General features: G+C 68.5%; 13 protein-coding genes. 9 read left to right on the top strand and 4 right to left on the bottom strand.

The window, feature by feature from the left end:
• Positions 1 to 11 precede the first annotated feature (11 nt).
• The 4 genes from xdhB to ABD116_RS07130 form a co-directional block, all read right to left on the bottom strand.
• A complete protein-coding gene (xdhB, locus tag ABD116_RS07145) occupies positions 12 to 2,369 on the bottom strand; it encodes a xanthine dehydrogenase molybdopterin binding subunit (protein ID WP_343966128.1) in 2,358 nt (785 codons plus the stop codon).
• A complete protein-coding gene (locus ABD116_RS07140) occupies positions 2,366 to 3,850 on the bottom strand; it encodes a xanthine dehydrogenase small subunit (RefSeq protein ID WP_343966126.1) in 1,485 nt (494 codons plus the stop codon). The genes xdhB and ABD116_RS07140 overlap by 4 nt, the downstream gene beginning before the upstream one ends.
• The gene (uraD, locus tag ABD116_RS07135) at positions 3,847 to 5,772 is read right to left on the bottom strand and encodes a 2-oxo-4-hydroxy-4-carboxy-5-ureidoimidazoline decarboxylase (protein WP_343966124.1); all 1,926 of its coding nucleotides are present in this window, start codon (positions 5,770 to 5,772) and stop codon (positions 3,847 to 3,849) included. Before uraD ends, ABD116_RS07140 begins: the two co-directional genes overlap by 4 nt.
• 132 nt (positions 5,773 to 5,904) lie before the next feature.
• On the bottom strand, positions 5,905 to 7,437 hold the full coding sequence (locus ABD116_RS07130) for a PucR family transcriptional regulator (RefSeq protein WP_343966121.1): 1,533 nt from the start codon (positions 7,435 to 7,437) through the stop codon (positions 5,905 to 5,907).
• A gap of 209 nt (positions 7,438 to 7,646) precedes the next feature.
• Between ABD116_RS07130 and ABD116_RS07125 the strand changes: the two genes are divergently transcribed.
• The 9 genes from ABD116_RS07125 to ABD116_RS07085 all read left to right on the top strand — a co-directional run bounded on the left by ABD116_RS07125 (position 7,647) and on the right by ABD116_RS07085 (position 18,530).
• A complete protein-coding gene (locus ABD116_RS07125) occupies positions 7,647 to 8,474 on the top strand; it encodes a hydroxypyruvate isomerase family protein (RefSeq protein ID WP_343966119.1) in 828 nt (275 codons plus the stop codon).
• Between the two features lie 10 nt (positions 8,475 to 8,484).
• A complete protein-coding gene (locus ABD116_RS07120; protein WP_343966118.1) occupies positions 8,485 to 9,369 on the top strand; it encodes a 2-hydroxy-3-oxopropionate reductase in 885 nt (294 codons plus the stop codon).
• On the top strand, positions 9,369 to 11,189 hold the full coding sequence (gcl, locus tag ABD116_RS07115; protein WP_343966117.1) for a glyoxylate carboligase: 1,821 nt from the start codon (positions 9,369 to 9,371) through the stop codon (positions 11,187 to 11,189). The genes ABD116_RS07120 and gcl overlap by 1 nt, the downstream gene beginning before the upstream one ends.
• A 131-nt stretch (positions 11,190 to 11,320) precedes the next feature.
• Positions 11,321 to 12,436, top strand: coding sequence for a glycerate kinase (locus tag ABD116_RS07110; protein ID WP_343966115.1), 1,116 nt, complete (start codon positions 11,321 to 11,323; stop codon positions 12,434 to 12,436).
• 22 nt (positions 12,437 to 12,458) lie between these two features.
• Positions 12,459 to 13,802 carry an allantoinase AllB gene (gene allB / locus ABD116_RS07105; protein ID WP_343966112.1) on the top strand — a complete coding sequence of 448 codons (1,344 nt, stop codon included), beginning with the start codon at positions 12,459 to 12,461 and terminating at the stop codon, positions 13,800 to 13,802.
• Positions 13,799 to 14,620, top strand: coding sequence for a bifunctional allantoicase/(S)-ureidoglycine aminohydrolase (locus ABD116_RS07100; RefSeq protein ID WP_343966110.1), 822 nt, complete (start codon positions 13,799 to 13,801; stop codon positions 14,618 to 14,620). The genes allB and ABD116_RS07100 overlap by 4 nt, the downstream gene beginning before the upstream one ends.
• A gap of 64 nt (positions 14,621 to 14,684) precedes the next feature.
• Positions 14,685 to 14,858 (top strand): hypothetical protein, encoded by a 174-nt coding sequence (locus tag ABD116_RS07095; RefSeq protein WP_343966109.1) that lies wholly within the window; start codon positions 14,685 to 14,687, stop codon positions 14,856 to 14,858.
• A gap of 105 nt (positions 14,859 to 14,963) precedes the next feature.
• A complete protein-coding gene (locus ABD116_RS07090; protein ID WP_343966107.1) occupies positions 14,964 to 15,710 on the top strand; it encodes an AfsR/SARP family transcriptional regulator in 747 nt (248 codons plus the stop codon).
• Between the two features lie 75 nt (positions 15,711 to 15,785).
• Positions 15,786 to 18,530, top strand: coding sequence for an ATP-binding protein (locus ABD116_RS07085; RefSeq protein WP_343966104.1), 2,745 nt, complete (start codon positions 15,786 to 15,788; stop codon positions 18,528 to 18,530).
• Positions 18,531 to 18,581: the final 51 nt, after the last annotated feature.

Raw genomic sequence — 18,581 nt, 5'->3', positions numbered from 1 at the left:
CTCCATCTCGATCACGCCCCACCCGTGCTGGGAGAGGCGGAGCACGCCCGGGCTTTGTCCAGCGCCCAGTACACCGCCTCCGGCGTGGCGGGGCAGCCGAGATCCACGCTCGTTCCAGCCGGGCCGAAGGCAGCTGCTGCCTGGCGGAGCGCTTCGCGGACGGAGAAGGCGAGCATCAGCGGGGGTTCTCCGACAGCCTTCGAGCCGTAGACCGCGCCGTCTTCGTGGGCCTTCTCGAGGAGGCGGACGTTGAAGACTTCTGGCATCTCGGAGAAGCTGGGGAGTTTGTAGGTGCTGGCTGCCTGGGTGGCCAGCCGGCCGCGGTTCGGGCCGGTGCTTTCGTCCCAGCGGAGGTCTTCGAGGGTCAGCCAGCCGGCGCCCTGGACGAAGCCGCCTTCGATCTGGCCGATGTCGATCAGCGGGCTGAGGCTGTCGCCGACGTCGTGGACGATGTCGACCTGACGCAGGGTGTAGGAACCGGTGAAGCCGTCGACCTCGACCTCGGAGGCGGCCACGCCGTACGCGAAGTACTTGAACGGCTCGCCGCGCATCGCGTTCGCATCCCAGTGCAGGCCCTCGGTCCGGTAGAAGCCGGCCGCCCACAGCTGCACCCGCTGGAAGTACGCCGCGTGGACGACCTCTTCCCAGCTGAGCGTCGGACTGTCGAAGGTCAGCCCGCGGACGACACCGTCGGCGAAGCGCACATCATGCGCGCCGATCCCGAGCTTGCCCCCGGCAACTTGTTCGAGACGCGTGCGGATCTGCTCACACGCGTTCTTGATCGCCGCTCCGTTGAGATCGGCCCCCGAGCTCGCCGCCGTCGCCGACGTGTTGGGCACCTTGTCGGTCCGTGTCGGCGCCAGCCGCACCCGCGACAGCGGAATGCCCAGTGAGGTCGCCGCCACCTGCAGCATCTTCGTGTGCAGGCCCTGGCCCATCTCCGTGCCGCCGTGGTTGATCAGCACCGAGCCGTCCTTGTAGACGTGCACCAGCGCGCCCGCCTGGTTGAACGCGGTCAGGTTGAAGGAGATCCCGAACTTCACCGGCGTCATCGCGATCGCCCGCTTGAGATGCGGATGCGAGGCGTTGAACTCCTCGATCTCCACCTTGCGTCGCTCGACGTCCGCGGTCTCCAGTACTTCGCTCCAGCACGCCTCGAGCCGCTCGGCGTGCCGGACCGGCATCCCGTACGGCGTGCTGTCGAGTGGCTGGTAGAAGTTGCGCCGCCGCAGCTCCATCGCGTCGTACCCGAGCTTCGGCGCGCACCGCCCGAGGATGTCCTCGATGACGAGCATGCCCTGCGGCCCGCCGAAGCCGCGGAAGGCGGTCTGCGACGTCTTGTTCGTCTTGGCGATCCGGCCGTCGACGCGGACGTTGGGGATCGAGTACCCGTTGTCGATGTGGCACATCGCGCGGGCGAGCACCGGCTCGGACAGGTCGAGACTCCAGCCACCGTCGGCTGTGAGCGTTGCGTCCAGCGCGACCAGATGACCGTCGTCGTCGAAGCCGACTCGCCAGGAGCTGTGGAAGCCATGCCGCTTGCCGGTCATCGTGACGTCCTGGGTGCGGTTGAGCCGCAGCCGTACGGGTCGGCCGGTCAGCGTCGCACCGAGCGCCGCGATGGCCGCGAAGCCGTGTGGCTGCATCTCCTTGCCGCCGAAGCCGCCGCCCATCCGCAGGCACTGGACGGTCACCGCGTGGTTGGCGACGCCGAGCACGTGGGCGATGATCTCCTGCGTCTCCGATGGGTGCTGCGTGCTGCTCTGGACGAAGATCTGGCCGCCCTCGTCGATGAGCGCCAGGGCGGAGTTCGTCTCCAGGTAGAAGTGTTCCTGGCCGGCGAACTCGAACTCGCCCTCGAAGACATGCGGTGCCGATGCAAGCGCTGCCTCGACATCGCCGCTCTCCAGGTGCCGGCCGATCCCCTGGAAGTTGCCCGCGGCAATCGCTTCGCGGACGGTTACCAAGGAAGGAAGTTCCTCGTACTCGACCTCGACTGCCAAAGCACCCAGCCGGGCAGCCTCCAGCGTCTCACCGAGCACCCAGCAGATCGCGTGTCCGTGGAACATCGCCTCCGACGGGAACAGCGGCTCATCATGCTTGACGCCGGCGTCGTTGACGCCAGGCACATCCTCGGACGTCAGGACGCGGACAACGCCCGGTACGTCGTACGCCGGCTTCACCCGCAGGTCGAGGATCCGCGCATGAGCATGCGGCGACTGGACCGGCCACGCGTGCAGTACGTCGTGGGTGCGGATGACCAGGTCGTCGGTGTAGAGGGCCTCGCCGGTCACATGCAACGCGGCACTCTCGTGCGGCAACGGCAGCCCGACGACCGAGTTCTCAGGACGAAGCGACAGCGAGCTCATGCGCTGACCCCCTCTGCTGCGAGATGCTGAGCGAAGAACCTGAGCAGCGACTGCCCGAGCATCGCCGACCGGTACGCCGAACTGGCCCGGTGATCGTCCATCGGAGTCCCCTCCCCGGCGAGCACTTCGGACGCTTCTTGAACGGTCCGCTCGGTCCACGGCCGTCCGACCAACGCGTCCTCGGTAGCTCGCGCCCGCAACGGCGTAGCCGCCACCCCACCCAGACCGATCCGCGCCTGCTCGACCACTCCGTCGACAACCTCCACCGCGTACGCGACAGCAACACTCGAGATGTCATCGAACCGCCGTTTGGCGATCTTGTGGAAAGCAGTCATAGGTGCCAATGGCAACGGAACCACGATGCTGCGGATCAGCTCGTCCGGCGCCTTGAGCGTCTGCCGGTAGCCCGTGAAGTAGTCGGCCAAGGCCACCACGCGCTCACCGCGGGTCGACGCCAAGACGAGCGACGCGTCGAGGGCGAGGAGGGCCGGCGGTGTATCGCCGATCGGCGACCCGGTCCCGAGGTTGCCGCCGATCGTCGCGCCGTTGCGGATCAACCGAGAGGCGAACTGCGGGAAGAGCTGTGCCAGCAACGGGACCCGCCCACCCAGCAACCGCTCGATCTCGCTCAACGTCAACGCCGCCCCGATCCGCACCTCGTTGACCCCGAAGTCGAACTCGCGGAGTTCGGGTAGGCGGTCGATGGCGATGACCAGGGGTGGGCGCTGGCCTCGGATGTTGACCTCGACGCCGGCGTCGGTCGAGCCGGCCACGAGCTGCGCCCCGGGGCGGTTGGCGAGAAGGTCTAGTACCTCGGTCAGCGTGGAAGGGCGGAGGAACTCTGAGCCGTTGACCGACAGTTGGGTGGCGACCGGGGGAGGGGGTGGCGATGAGCGACGAGCCGCCAAGGTGTCATCGGCTGCGGGCTCGCCCAGGGCGTAGGCGGCGTCTCGGATGGGGCGGTAGCCGGTGCAGCGGCAGAGGTTGCCGCTGAGGGCGTGGAGGTCGAAGCCGTTGGGGCCGTGTTCGTGGGCGCAGGCACCGTCAGCGGCGGCAGTTCGGTCAGCATCGGCAGTTCGGTCAGCCTCTGCAGTGGTGGCGGTACGGTCCGGGCGGTAGTACTCGGCGGCCATGCTGCAGACGAAGCCGGGGGTGCAGAAGCCGCATTGGGAGCCTCCCCGGACGGCCATCTCTTGTTGGACGGGGTGCAGGGCAGTGCTCTTACCCAGGCCTTCGGAGGTGATGATCTCCTGGCCGTCCAGGGAGGCGGCGGGGAGTAGGCAGGCGTTGATGGCGGTCCACTGTGTGGGGGTGTCGATGCCGGGGCGGGCGACCAGTACGGAGCAAGCGCCGCACTCGCCCTCGGCGCAACCTTCCTTCGCACCGGTCAGTCCGCGATCACGAAGCCAGTCCAGCACGGTGGTGTGGACGGGCACGCCGTCGAGGCCGGCGTCTTTGCCGTTCACCTTGATCGTCGTCATGGTCGGCTCCAGCGGGTCCTTGCACTGTGGATGGGGTTCGCGTCCTGCAGGAAGTCGTCGAAGCGGTAGCCGGCGATCTTCGCGATCTCCAGCAGCGCGGCGGCGTGCTCCTGGTTCTCGCAGTTGCCGAGCCGCGCCCGGCCCTGCTCGACGATCCGGTCGAACGACTCCGCATCCCTGACCGAGATAACGAGCGGGAAGCCGAAGCGCTCCTTGTACTCCGCGGTGATCGCCGCCAACTCGTCCCGGTCCTGCTCGGGGAGGAAGGTCAGCCCACGCGTCGCCTGATCCCGCAGTGAAGCCTCACCACTCAGCCCGTCGGCAACGAACTGCGACCCGAGCTGCGGATACGACCCGATCAACTCACGCTGCTCCTCAGCAGACCCGGAGAAGAGCGCCTCCTGGAACGACCGCCGCAGCGCGTGGGTGTCGTTGAAGGGCCGCATCTCCCAAGCGCGCTCCACCATCCAGGTCGGTCCCTGGAACAGTCCGGAGAAGGTCTGCACGAACTCGTCGCGGCTCATCTTGTTCACCTGGTCGAGCCGGATCAGTCCGCTCCCGGTCGGCTGGCCGGCCACAGCGGGCCCGAAGTCCTTGCCGACGTGGTGGAAGAGCAGGTTCAGCCCGATGGCGGTCAGGCTGCCCAGCGTGATGCCGCTGCCGAAGATGATCTCGGCCCAGCCCGGTACCGCCTGGGAGATCTGCGGTTGCGCGGTGACGTACATCGCCAGACCCACACTGGTCGCGACGATCACGACATTGCGGTGGTCGTGGAAGTCGACCTTGGCCAGGGTCTGGAAGCCGACGACCGCGACGGTGGCGAACATCGCCAGCGCGGCGCCACCCAGTACGGGATGCGGAATGCCGGCCACGATCGCACCGGCCTTGGGGATCAGCCCGAGCAGGATCATGATCCCGCCCGCCGACGCGACCACCCACCGGCTCTTCACCCGGGTCAGCCGAACCAGACCGACGTTCTCGGCGAAGCAGGTGTAGGGGAAGGAGTTGAAGACGCCACCGATGGTGGTCGCCAAGCCGTCGGCCCGCAGCGCCCGGGCGATGTCGTCGCGGCTGATCCGCTTCTGCACGATCTCACCGGTCGCGAACACGTCCCCGGTGGTCTCCACCGCGGTGATCAGCATGACGACGACCATCGAGATGATCGCGGCGATCGAGAACTTGGGCCAGCCGAAGTAGAAGGGCTGCGTGACACCGACCCAGGCCGCGTCACCGACCGCACCGAAGTGCGCGTCACCGAAGGCCCAGGCGACCAGCGTGCCGACGACCAGGCCAGCCAGTACTGCGACGGTGGCCATGAAGCCCTTGAAGACCCGCTGGATCAAGACGATCAGCGCGAGCGTGCCGAGTGCGTAGGCGAGGTTCTTGCCGCTCGTCGGGTCCGACGTCGGTCCAGCGCCACCCGTCGCGTCGCCGGCGGCCACCGGCAGCAGGGCCAGGCCGATGATCGTGATCACCGAGCCGGTGACGACGGGAGGGAAGTACCGGATCAGCTTGCTGAAGAACGGCGCGATGAAGAAGGTGGCCAACCCGGCGACCAGGACGGCGCCGTAGATCACCAGCAGGCCGTTGGTACCACCGCCGGCCGCGAGCCCGATCGCGATCATCGGCGACACGGCCGTGAACGTCACCCCCTGCAGCAGCGGCAGCCGGACGCCGACCTTCCAGAAGCCGACCGACTGGATGATCGAGGCGATCCCGCAGGTGAACAGGTCGGCGTTGATCAGGTGCACGAGCTGCGCCGTGGTCAGGCCGATCGAGTTCGCCAGCAGAATCGGGACGATCACCGCGCCGGCGTAGAAGGCCAGCACGTGCTGGGTGCCGTAGACGGCGAGCTTGCCCGGCGACAGGACTTCGTCGACGGGATGACGGTTCGCGCGGCTCGGTCGCGTTTCTGCCTTCATTTCGGCACCTTCCAAGGGGTCGCGGCGGATCTGACCTGCACGACAGCTTGGGCTCAGGCGGCGATTGATTGCACCCGATAAACCTCCGAACTTGCGGGGTATCGGATCGATCGCTTTTGGAGGATCCTCCAATCAGAGCGACTTGAGGGCCAGGAACACGTCCACCCGGTCCTCGAAGTTCGACAGATCGCGACCGGTCAGTTGCTCGACGCGTTCGATCCGGTAGCGAACGGTGTTGACGTGCAGGTGCAGCGACTCCGCGGTCCGCGACCAGGAGCCTGACCACGCCAGGAACTCCGTCAGCGTGGCCAGCAGATCGGCGCGGGTCCGGCGATCGTGCTCGAGCACCGGGCCCAGGACGCGGTGCGCGTAGGTACGCCGGACGTCGTCGGGCACGGTCGCCAGCAGCAGGACGTGCGAGGCGACCTCGTCGGAGGTGACGACCGAGACCCGGGTACGCCCGGACAGCGCCGCCCGTTGCGCGAACCGTGCCTCCTCCAGCGCTCCGGTCAGCGCGTCGACGGTCGTCTCGCCGCTGACGCCGACCGCGAGTCTGGCCCGCGACAGGCCGGGATCGAGCCGGCCGAATGCGCTCCGGAGTAGGTCGGGAAGCTCGGCAGACCAGGGCAGCAACGCGACCAGCAAACCGTCCCGCCCGGCCGCGACGACAGCCGGTCCGACGGTGAGGGCGACATCCTCGATCAGCGAGTGCGCGATCTCGACCGGGCCGTCGTCCCTGAGCTCGGCCACGGCGACGGCCATCGGGCGATCGACCTGTACGCCGGCCTGACGGAGGCGGGTCGCGACCTCGGCTTGCGGGCCGCCGGATTCGACCAGGCTCAGCGCGTCCTCCACTAGCGGGCGTAGCGCGAGGCGGCCCTCGTCGCGGCGTACGCGGTCCAGAGCGGCGATCGCGCACAGTTCCTGGACCGCTTCGACGTGGGCGCGGGCCCATTGCGTGTGGTCGCCGTCGACGACGAGCAGCCAGGCGGTGAGGCGGTTGCCGAGCCCCGATCCGATGGGGAACAGGCTGTACGACGTACCGGCCGCGTCGGCGACCGCGGGCGTGCGATCCGCTGTCAGGAAGCGCCTGGTGATCGCGTCGAGGGTCTCCTCGTCGAGCGGTCCGGGGCCCGGTACTACGTGGCGGCCGGTGGACGTGATGACGCGGCAGTCGTGGCCGATCTCGGTCGAGATCCGGGCGGTCAGCTCGTCGAGGCTGCGGCCGGAGGCGATGGCCGAGAGGAGCTGGCGTTGGCGGACGAGGCTTGCGGACAGGCGGGCGCCGGTACCGGCTGAGCCGGCGGCCGCGACGTACTCGGTGACGTCGGCGAAGGCGATCTCGGTGGGGACCTCGACGAGCGTGACCTGGTGGCGGCGGCAGGCCTCGAGGAGGTCGTCGGGGACCTCGCCGAGGAGCGCTGCGCCCGCCAGGATCGTGGTCGCGCCGCGGCCTGCTACCGATGCGACGAAGGTTTCGCTGTCTTTGGGGCTGCGGCGCCAGACCAGGCCGGTGAGGACGAGTTCGCCGCCGTTGAGGTACGTGCCGGGCTCGAGCAGGTCGGTGGTGATGATCCGGCCGATCGGTCGGTCGTAGGCGCCGCGGGCCGCGTGCAGCAGCCGGAGCCGCAGTTCTGGCGGCTCGAACAGTTCGGAGAGCAGCATCTGCGCCTCTTTCATCCCTTTGGAGGAACGTACAACGCGGGTACGCGCGCGCGAAAGGAGCGCTTTTCCGGAAGACGGCCCGTCCGGACCTTGAACAGGCCTCTTCGGGCTTGGGGGGCGGTGCTTGACGGGCCGTTGATCGGCATCCTATGGTCATTTCGCATAGCAGAAGCAAGTTTCCACAATGCGGAAAACGAGAGAAGGACTCCATGAGCCACGCGCTGCGTCATGCCGTGAACTGCTCGATCCTGTTCACCGAGCTGCCGCTGCTGGAGCGGCCGGCGGCTGCCCGGGAGGCCGGGTTCGGGGCGGTCGAGTTCTGGTGGCCGTTCGCCGAGGCGGTACCGGGGGATGCCTCGGTCGACGGGTTTGTGGCGGCGATCCGGGACGCCGGGGTGCAGCTGGTCGGGCTCAACTTCTTCGCCGGGGACATGCCGGGTGGCGACCGCGGGCTGGCGTCGTCGCCCAAGCGGTCGGGGGAGTTCCGGGACAACGTCGACGTGACGGTCGGGATCGGGGAGCGGCTCGGGTGCCGGGCGTTCAACGCGCTCTACGGCAACCGCGAGGACGGAGTGGAGGCCCGGGAGCAGGATGAGCTTGCCGTCGAGAACTTGGCGTTGGCGGCTCGGGCTGCGGAGCGGATCGGTGCGACGGTGCTGGTCGAGCCGGTCAGCGGGGCCGAGCGGTATCCGCTGCGGACGGCCGCCGATGTGCTCGGTGTCATCGATCGGGTGCGGGCGGCGTACGGCGTACAGAATCTCGGGCTGCTGGCGGATCTGTACCACCTCGCGGTCAACGGTGACGACGTCGATCGGGTGATCGCCGAGCACACCGACCGGATCGCGCATGTGCAGATCGCGGATGCGCCCGGGCGCAACGAGCCCGGCACCGGATCGCTACCGCTCGAGGCTCAGCTCGCCGCGCTCGAGGCCAACGGGTATTCCGGGTGGGTCTCGCTGGAGTACAAGCCGGCCACTTCCACCAACGACAGCTTCAGCTGGTTGCCGCTCCAACGCCGCGGCCTGGCTACTTCTTAGGAGATTCGAGATGACGAACATTGCTTTCATCGGGCTGGGCATCATGGGCAACCCGATGGCTGTCCATCTGGCCAACGCCGGACACGTGGTGGCCGGGTTCGATCGGAGCCCGGAGCGTGCGGTCGCGCTGGTCGAGGCCGGTGGCCGGGCGGCCGAGTCGCTGGCCGACGCGGTCAAGGGTGCCGACGTGGTCTGCGTGATGGTGCCGGACTCGCCCGACGTCGAGGCCGTGCTGACCGGTGAGGAGGGCGTCTTCCAGCTGGCCGAGACCGGCACGCTGATCATCGACTTCTCGTCCATCCGCCCGGACGTCACCCAGCGGCTTGCCGAGCAGGCGCGGGCCGTCGGGTTCCGGTTGCTCGATGCTCCGGTTTCCGGCGGTGAGGCGGGTGCCCGGAACGCGGCGTTGTCGATCATGGTCGGCGGGGAGGCGGATGACTTCGCCATCGCCAAGCCGCTGTTCGACGCCGTGGGGAAGACCGTCGTGCATGTCGGGCCGAGTGGTTCGGGGCAGACGGTTAAGGCCGCTAACCAGTTGATCGTTGCCGCCAATATCCAGGCGGTGTCCGAGGCGCTGGTGTTCCTGGAGGCGTACGGCGTCGACACGAAGGCCGCGCTGGAGGTACTCGGTGGCGGCCTGGCGGGGTCGGCGGTGTTGCGGCAGAAGAAGGAGAACATGTTGTCGCGCTCGTTCCAGCCGGGGTTCCGGATCGATCTGCATCACAAGGACATGGGCATCGTGACGGCCGCGGCTCGCGAGGCCGGCGTCGTCGTACCGCTGGGTGCGCTGGTGGCTCAGCTGGTTGCTTCGGCCCGGGCCAATGGTGACGGCGGCCTGGACCACTCTGCTCTGTTGCGTGGCGTGGAGCGGCTGTCCGGGAAGGACGTGGCCTGATGGCTCGCATGCGCGCGGTCGATGCCGCAGTACTGATCCTGGAGAAGGAAGGTGCGACGCAGGCGTTCGGGTTGCCTGGTGCCGCGATCAATCCGTTCTACAGCGCTCTGAAGAAGCATGGTGGGGTCAAGCACGTCCTGGCGCGTCACGTCGAGGCTGCATCACACATGGCCGAGGGGTACACGCGGGCCGCTTACGGGAACATCGGCGTCTGCATCGGTACGTCGGGTCCCGCCGGCACCGACATGATCACCGGCCTGTACTCCGCTTCGGCCGACTCGATCCCGATCCTGTGCATCACCGGGCAGGCGCCGGTGGCGAAGCTGCACAAGGAGGACTTCCAGGCCGTCGACATCGCCTCGATCGCCGGGCCGGTCGCCAAGTGGGCGGTGACCGTGATGGAGGCGGCGCAGGTGCCGGGGACGTTCCAGCGCGCGTTCTGGTTGATGCGCGAGGGGCGGCCGGGGCCGGTGCTTGTCGACCTGCCGATCGACGTGCAGTTGGCGGAGATCGAGTTCGACATCGACACGTACGAGCCGCTGCCGGTACTACGGCCTGCCGCGACCCGGGCGCAGGCGGAGAAGGCGCTGGGAATGCTCAACGCCGCCGAGCGGCCGCTGATCGTTGCGGGTGGAGGGGTGATCAATGCGGACGCCGCTTCGTTGCTTGTCGAGTTTGCCGAGCTGGTCGGCGTACCGGTTGTGCCGACGTTGATGGGGTGGGGTTCGATTCCGGACGATCATCCGCTGGCGGCCGGCATGGTCGGGTTGCAGACGTCGCATCGGTACGGGAACGCGACGTTGCTGGCGTCGGACTTCGTGCTGGGGATCGGCAATCGGTGGGCGAACCGGCACACCGGGTCGGTCGCGACCTACACCGAGGGCCGCACGATCGTGCACGTCGACATCGAGCCGACGCAGATCGGGCGGGTGCTGGCGCCGGACTACTCGATCGTCTCGGATGCGCGGGCCGCGCTGGAGGTCTTCGTCGAGGTTGCCCGGGAATGGGCGCTCGAGGGGAAGCTGGCCGGGCGCTTCAGCTGGGGTGAGGAGTGCCGCGAACGGCGGGCGACCTTGCAGCGGAAGACGCACTTCGACGTGGTGCCGGTGAAGCCGCAGCGCGTCTACGAAGAGATGAACCGGGCTTTCGGTCCGGAGACGCGCTACGTCAGCACGATCGGCCTGTCCCAGATCCAGGCGGCGCAGTTGTTGCATGTCTACCGGCCGCGGCACTGGATCAACGCCGGCCAGGCCGGTCCGCTGGGTTGGACCGTCCCGGCCGCCCTGGGTGTCGCCGTCGCCGATCCGGACTCGACTGTCGTCGCGTTGTCCGGCGACTACGACTTCCAGTTCCTGATCGAGGAGCTGGCGGTGGGTGCGCAGTTCAACATCCCCTACATCCACGTGGTCGTGAACAACTCCTACCTGGGCCTGATCCGCCAAGCCCAGCGTGGCCTGGAGATGGACTACTGCGTCCAGCTCTCCTTCGAAAACCTCAACAGCCCCGAACTCAACGGCTACGGGGTCGACCACGTGAAGGTCGCCGAGGGCCTGGGCTGCAAGGCCCTCCGGGTCTCCGAACCGGACGAGATCCTGCCCGCCCTGGAACAGGCGAAGAAACTGATCGCCGAGTACCAGGTCCCGGTCGTCGTCGAGGTCATCCTCGAACGAGTCACCAACGTCTCCATGGGCACAGAACTCAACAACATCACCGAGTTCGAGGACCTGGCCACCGCCCCCGGCGATGCCCCCACAGCAATCCTCCGCACCCCGCACCTCACCGACCGCCCCACCTCCGCCCTCCCCGCACCGGCCGGCTGACGGACCCGAGCGGACGAACGGTGTTTGTTCGGCGGCTGGCGCGCTACAGGTCGCCAGCCGCCGAACAACCCGCCAGCCGACAGCTGGCGGGTCCGGTGGAACGCGGTCGGCATGAGTGAGGGAGTGGCTTGGTGTTGGTGGTTGTTGCTTCGGACAAGTTCAAGGGGTCGGTGGGTAGCGACGAGGTTGCTGCTGCGGTCGGCGACGGGCTGCGGCTGGGACGGCCGGGTGTCGAGGTCGACTGGGTGCCGGTGGCTGATGGTGGCGACGGGACGCTGGCCGCTGTTGTTGCTGCGGGGTTTGAGTTGGTGCCGGTTACAGCTGCTGGGCCTACTGGGGAGCCGGTGCTGAGTGGGTATGCGCGGCGCGGGGACACGGCGGTGGTCGAGTTGGCTGACGTGTGTGGGTTGGTGCGGCTGCCTGGCGGTCGGCCGGCTCCGATGACGGCTTCCTCGCGGGGTGTGGGTGAGGTGCTGGCTGCGGCGATCGCGGACGGCTGTAGCCGGGTGATTCTTGGGATCGGCGGTAGTGCGAGTACGGACGGAGGCGCCGGGCTGATCCGCGCGCTGGGCGCCCGGGTGCTCGACGCCCGGGGTGAAGAGGTACCGGAGGGCGGTGCTGGGTTACTAGTTGCTGAATCGCTTGAGCTGGCTGTACTGCGTGAATGCCTACAGGGAGTCGACCTGGTCATCGCCTGCGACGTCGACAACCCCCTGACCGGCCCAACCGGGGCCGCAGCGACATACGGCCCCCAGAAGGGCGCCACCCCGGGCGATGTCGAAGAGCTGGACAAGGCGATGGCTCACTGGGCCGACTTGGTCACCTCCGCAGTCGGTCGGGATGAACGTGAAGCGGCGGGGGCGGGGGCTGCTGGGGGTGTGGGGTTTGTGGGGGTGGCTGTGTTGGGGGCGGAGTTGCGGGCGGGGATCCGGTTGATGCTGGAGCTGGTGGGATTCGACGAGCGGGTGCGTGGGGCTGACTTGCTGGTGACGGGGGAGGGGAAGTTGGACGAGCAGACGTTGCGGGGGAAGGCAGTGGTGGGGGTGGCAGCGGCTGGGGTGGCTGCCGGCGTACCGGTGGTGGCTGTTTGTGGGGTTAACACGCTGGAGGGGGAGCAGTTGAGGGAGGTGGGGGTTGCGAAGGCGTATGCGCTGAACGACCTGGAGCCTGATGTGCAGCGGTGTATCGCCGATCCGGTGCCGTTGCTGCGAATGCTCGGTGAACGGATCGCGGCCGACCTACGATGAGTTTCAACCGAGAGGGGACCGCATGACCGCGCTGGACCTCGTCATCCGGGCCCGCCGGATGGTCAGTACTACGGGCCTGGTGCCCGCCGCCGTGGGCGTGAAGGACGGCCGGATCGTCAGCATCGAGCCATATGACACTGACCTCAACGCTTCTGAGTCGGTTGAGTTGGCTGAGGATGAGGTGTTGTTTCCGGGGCTGGTCGACTCGCATGTGCATGTGAACGATCCGGGGCGTACCGACTGGGAAGGGTTCACCAGTGCGACCCGGGCCGCCGCGGCGGGTGGCGTGACGACGATCATCGACATGCCGCTCAACAGCATCCCGCCGACCTGCGACGTACCGGCGCTGGAGCTCAAGCGGAAGACGGCCCAGAGTCAGGCGTTCGTGGACGTTGGGTTCTGGGGTGGCGCGATCCCGGGGAATGCCGAGCAGTTGAGGCCGCTGCACGAGGCTGGGACGTTCGGGTTCAAGTGTTTTCTGCTGCATTCGGGGGTGGATGAGTTTCCGCCGCTCGATCACGTGCAACTCGAGCAGGCGATGCGGGAGATCAGCTCCTTCGACGGGCTGCTGATCGTGCACGCCGAGGACGCCCACCAGATCGACCACGCTCCCGCGCCGGACGGCGCCAGCTACCAGCGCTTCTTGCATTCCCGCCCACGCGAGGCGGAGAACAAGGCGGTGGCTGAGGTGATCGACCTCGCCCGCCAAACTGGTTGCCGAGTGCACATATTGCACGTCTCCAGCGCCGACGTCCTGCCGCTGTTGGCCGAAGCCCGGCGCGACGGCGTACCCATCACGGCGGAGACCTGCCCGCACTACCTCACCTTCTCCGCCGAGGAGATCCCCGACGGCGCGACGCAGTACAAGTGCTGCCCACCCATCCGCGAGGCGGCCAACCGCGAGCTGCTTTGGCAAGGACTCCGCGACGGAGTGATCGACCTCGTCGTGTCCGACCACTCGCCGTCGACCATTGACCTCAAGCGACTCGACACCGGCGACTTCGGTGCGGCTTGGGGCGGCATCGCGTCGCTGCAAGTCGGCCTGCCCGCCGTCTGGACCGGCGCGCGCGAGCGCGGATTCACGCTCACCGACGTCGCCCGCTGGATGTGCCAGGCACCGGCCGCGCAAGTCGGTCTGGCGCACAAGGGCCGGCTCGAGGTCGGGTACGACGCGGACTTCTGCGTCTTCGCCCCCGACGAGTCCTTCGTCGTCGACGTCGCCGCGCTCCATCACAAGAACGCGATCACCCCGTACGCCGGACGCCCGCTCGCCGGCGTGGTGCGCAGTACCTGGCTGCGCGGCCGCCCGATCGAAATCCACGCCGACCCTCGTGGCCGGCTGCTGACCCGAGGAGACGACGCATGACCTACTACTCCCCAAAGGGCGGGCACCCCGCGCAGACGGAGCTGACCACCGATCGCGCGGTCTTCACCGAGTCGTACGCCGTACTGCCGCGCGACACGATGCGCGACATCGTCACCAGCCAGCTGCCGTTCTGGGACAACACCAGGCTCTGGGTGATCGCGCGTCCGCTGTCGGGGTTCGCGGAGACGTTCTCGCAGTACATCGTCGAGGTCTCGCCGGGCGGGGGCAGCGACAAGCCGGAGGCGGATCCGGGCGCCTCGGCCGTGCTGTTCGTCGTCTCGGGCAACCTGGTGCTGACGGTCGGCGGGGAGAAGCATGAACTGGCGCCGGGTGGTTATGCGTTCCTGCCGCCGAGCTCGGACTGGACGCTGCGCAACACCAGCGATGAGCTCGCGACCTTCCACTTCGTGCGGAAGGCCTACGAGGCGGTCGACGGGATCGACGTACCGGCTGCTTTCGTGACGAACGAGGCTGAGGTCGAGGGCATCGAGATGCCCGGGACCGAGGGGCGGTGGCGGACGCAGCGGTTCGTCGATCCGCTGGATGTCCGGTACGACTTCCATGTCAACATCGTGAGCTTCGAGCCGGGTGGGGTGATCCCGTTCCCGGAGACGCACGTGATGGAACACGGCATCTACATCCTCGAAGGCAAGGCCGTGTATCTGCTCAACAAGGACTGGGTCGAGGTCCAGGAGGGCGACTTCCTCTGGCTCCGCGCCTTCTGCCCGCAGGCCTGCTACGCCGGCGGTCCTGGGCCTTTCCGCTACCTCATCTACAAGGACGTGAACCGCCACGCCAAGCTGCCCCGGCTGAGCTGACCCCGGAACCAAACGGTCGTTTGGAGCATCTAACAGCTCGTAGGCCGACTCGAGGGAGCACGAGATGACTGACGAGATCCCCGCCGCGGCGAAAGCGGACGCCGACAGGTTCAAGCACCTTCCGCCCGCGGTGAAACTGGAAGACACCATCGCCACCCACGACCCCGAAGACCCGCCCGCCCCGAACCTGGGCCGGGACCCCGACATCGACTTCATCCTGCGCTACGGCGCCGGGTAACCGCCCACCAGTCACCCGCCGCTGACCACTGCGGCGGGTGACTGCAAGGTGCTTGCAAGGTCTCGGCGGGAACGTGGGGGCATGGGAGCCGGGGTGGTGTGTCGGGTGTTGGGGGAGCTGGCGGTCGAGGTCGACGGGGTTGGGGTCCCGTTGGGTGGGGGATTGTCGCGGCGGTTGGTGGCCGGGCTGGCTACGGGGGACGGGTTTGCGGTGCCCGATGAGGTGCTGGCCGAGTACGTCTGGCGGGACGAGCAGCCGGCGGCCGCCGTACGGGCGTTGCGGGTGATGGTGTGGCGGTTGCGGAGTACGGGGATCGGGGAGTGGATCCGCCGGATGCCGGCCGGGTACGCGCTCGCAGTACCGGTTGAGCAGACGGATCATGGGCAGTTCGTCGCCGCGGTGAATCGTGGGTTGCAGCAGCTGAGGGGCAATGACGCGGTCCGGGCTGAGGCGAGTCTGGAGTCGGCGTTGGCGCTGTGGCGCGGTACGCCGTGGTCGGATCTGGGGGACTCGCCGTTGGTCGTGGGATCGCGAGCGCGGTTGGAGGAGTTGCGGCAGGTCGCCGTGGAGGAGTTGCAGGCGGCTCGGCTGACGCTGGGTGATGTCGCGAGGGCTGTTCCTGCACTACAGCAGGCCGTTGCTGAGAGCCCCTATCGCGAGCGGCGATGGGAACTCCTCGTGCTGGGGCTCTGTCAAGCAGGTCGGCCCGAAAGGGCAATCGCCGAACTCCACCGGGTCCGCAGCCTCCTCGCCGACGGCGTCGGCCTCGACCCCGGCCCATCCCTCTGCGCCTTGGAACACCGCCTCACACCCCGCCGCCGAGTCCCGGTGAGAAGCGGCCGCTGGCGCTGACCCCCAGCCCCGCCGTCGAGGGGTGGCACGGCTAATGGGCGGGCGGTGCGCGGTGGGGCGGCGTATTGTCTGGGGGTGTTCGAGTGCCGGGTTCTGGGGCCGGTCGAAGTATTGGTTGACGGGGTTCAGATCGATGTCGGGGGCGCGTTGCCTCGTCGGCTGGTTGCCGCGCTGGCGGCGGCCGGTGGCTCAGCCGTGTCCAACGACCGGCTCGCGGCGGCCATGTGGGACGACAGTCCGCCGCCGAAGGCAGCCGCGGCCATGCAGGCGTACGTCTCGAGACTGCGGGCGGCCCTCGGACCGGAGTACCGGGATCGTCTGGACCGTACGCCGACCGGCTACCGCCTCACCATCGACGAGCTGGACGTACGCCGCTTCGCCGCCCTGATCGAATCGGCGAGATCGAGCCAGCCGCCGACCGCCCGCCGCCAACTCACCGAAGCCCTCGCCCTCTGGCGAGGCGACCCCTACCCCGAACTCCCCGAAGACTCCACAGCAGCCGACCGCAGCCGCCTCCAGGAACTCCGTGAGGTGGCAGCGGAGGAACTCGCCGCGGCAAGGCTGGACGACGGGGACGCGATCGGCGCGGTCGTCCAGCTGGAGCAACTGGTCCGAGAGCAGCCGCTGCGCGAACGCCGCTGGGCCCTCCTCGTGCTGGGCCTCTACCGAGCCGACCGCCAAGGAGACGCACTCGCGACCCTGCGCAAGGTCCGCGACCTGCTCGCCGACCAGCTAGGCGTCGACCCCGGCCCCGAGCTGCAGGCCCTAGAGCAGCAGATCCTCGCCCAAGACCCCAGACTGCGCCTAGCCGAGCCGACCCTTGCCACCCCGATCCAGCCGGTACTACGGCCGCTCACCTCCTTCCTGGGGCGCACCGCCGACCTCAAGCAACTCACGGACCGCCTGACCCGCCACCGCCTGGTCACCCTGATCGGCCCGGCCGGCGTGGGCAAGACCCGCCTGGCCGTCGAGTACGTGTCAAGGAACACCCCGGACGACCTCTGGTTCGCCAAGCTGGCCGATGTCTCGGACCCCACCGCACTACCGGCAACCGTGGTGGACGCATTCGGCCTGGTCGCCAGTGGAGACGACCCGACCGCTTTGCTCATCCGCACCATCGGAGCCGGCCCAGGCCTCCTCGTACTGGACAACTGCGAACACCTCGTCGCGGCGGCCGCCTGCTTGGTCTCCGACCTGATCCACGGCTGCCCCCAGCTACGGATCCTCGCAACGAGCCGCGAACCACTAGGCGTCGAAGGCGAGCTCACCCTGCCGGTCAACCCCTTGCCCTGGGCAACCGACACGGACGCGGCCGTGGACCTGCTCGTCGATCGGGTCCAGTCGGTCCGCCCGGGGTGGACGCCATCGGCCACCGAGTTGCCCGCCGCCCGCCGGATCGCGGCCGCGCTCGATGGTCTGCCGCTGGCGATCGAGCTGGCCGCCGCCAGGGCGAGGGTGCTCGGCCTGGGTGAGATCGCCGACCGCCTTGACGACCGGTTCGCTTTGCTCGGGGCAGTGCCGCAGGGCTCGCTGGCCAGCCACGAGACGCTCGAAGCCGCGATCGGCTGGAGTGTCGACCTACTGGATCCCGCGGATCGGGAGTTGCTGGTCAAGCTGTGGGCGTTCGAGGGCGGGTTCACGCTCGAAGCGGCGGAGAGCCTGGGCGTTCGTAGTACCGAGGTGGAGGTACTGGAGTCGCTGTCGGCGTTGGTGACTCGATCCGTCGTGGTCGCCGACACGACGGCTGAACCGACCAGGTACCTGATGTTGGAGAGCATCCGCGCCTACAGCCGCAAGCTCGATCCAGACCCCGACGAGACGCTGAGACTGCAGGCCCGCTGGGTGCATCTGCTGACCGCGCGCTGCGCTGTCGCGATCCGTGAGCACCGGGGCGGCTGGTTCATCCGGCGGATGAACCGCGAGCTGCCGAACGTCCGGGCCGGATTCGCCCACGACCTCGCCCGTGATCCGGCGGCGGCGCTGACCACGGCCGTCGGCCTGGGCGTCTACCTGTACCGGAGCGTGCACCATGCCGAGGCGATCCGGATGCTTCGGGACGCGCTGGATGCCGCGCCGGACGGCCCAGCGATCGACCGTGGCCGGGCGCTCAACTCGCTGACCGCGCTGACCTACTACTCCGGCGATCTGCGCGGCGTCGACGAGTTGGTCGACCAGGTGGTCGCACTGCTCCCGGAGGTGTCGAAGGAATCGCCTCGGGACTACGCGGAGTTGTGCCTGTTCCTCGCTGTCGGTTGCGCGGTCGGCGGCCGGACCGAGTTGACCGCTGACATCGCCGGACGGGTAGAGGAGATCAGCGACGAGCACGGCCTGACAGGACTGGTATCCGCCGCGCGTGCTGTCTACGCCGTCGCCCTGTTGAAGGCGGCCGGTGGGGACGGCGACGGCATCCTGGCGCAGGCGGACTTCATCGAGGAGACGGGGCGCGGCTTCATGCGTGCCTGGGCCACGCTCGCGGTCGCGGAGGCGTTCCTGCTCCACCCCGAGGTGGCGTCGCCTGAGCGGGCGATGGAGAAGGTGCGCGTCTCGCTGGCCAAGTTCCTCGAGCATGAGGACTACCCGTACGCCTTGAACGTGCTGCGGGTCGGCGCGCTGGCGATGGTACGGGTCGGGCGGCCTGCTGAGGACGCAGGACGGTTGCTGGCGGCGGTACAGACTCATGCGGCACTGCTCGGCCTGCGTACCAGGGGACTGGTCAACCCGGCTGAGCCGTGGGTCGAGGACGCCTTCGAAGGCATCGCGGTGCCGGAGGGCCTTGAGCTGTCCTGGAGCGCCATGTTGGCCCTGCTCGCCGGCGACTGACTGCAAGCGGGCTGCAAGGACCTCTGGAGACAGTTGCCCGAGACAGGGAAC

The sequence above is a fragment of the Kribbella koreensis genome, assembly GCF_039525325.1.
GTDB lineage: Bacteria > Actinomycetota > Actinomycetes > Propionibacteriales > Kribbellaceae > Kribbella > Kribbella koreensis.
Note: the sequence above shows the minus strand (reverse complement) of the source record. Positions and strands in the feature narration are given on the sequence as shown.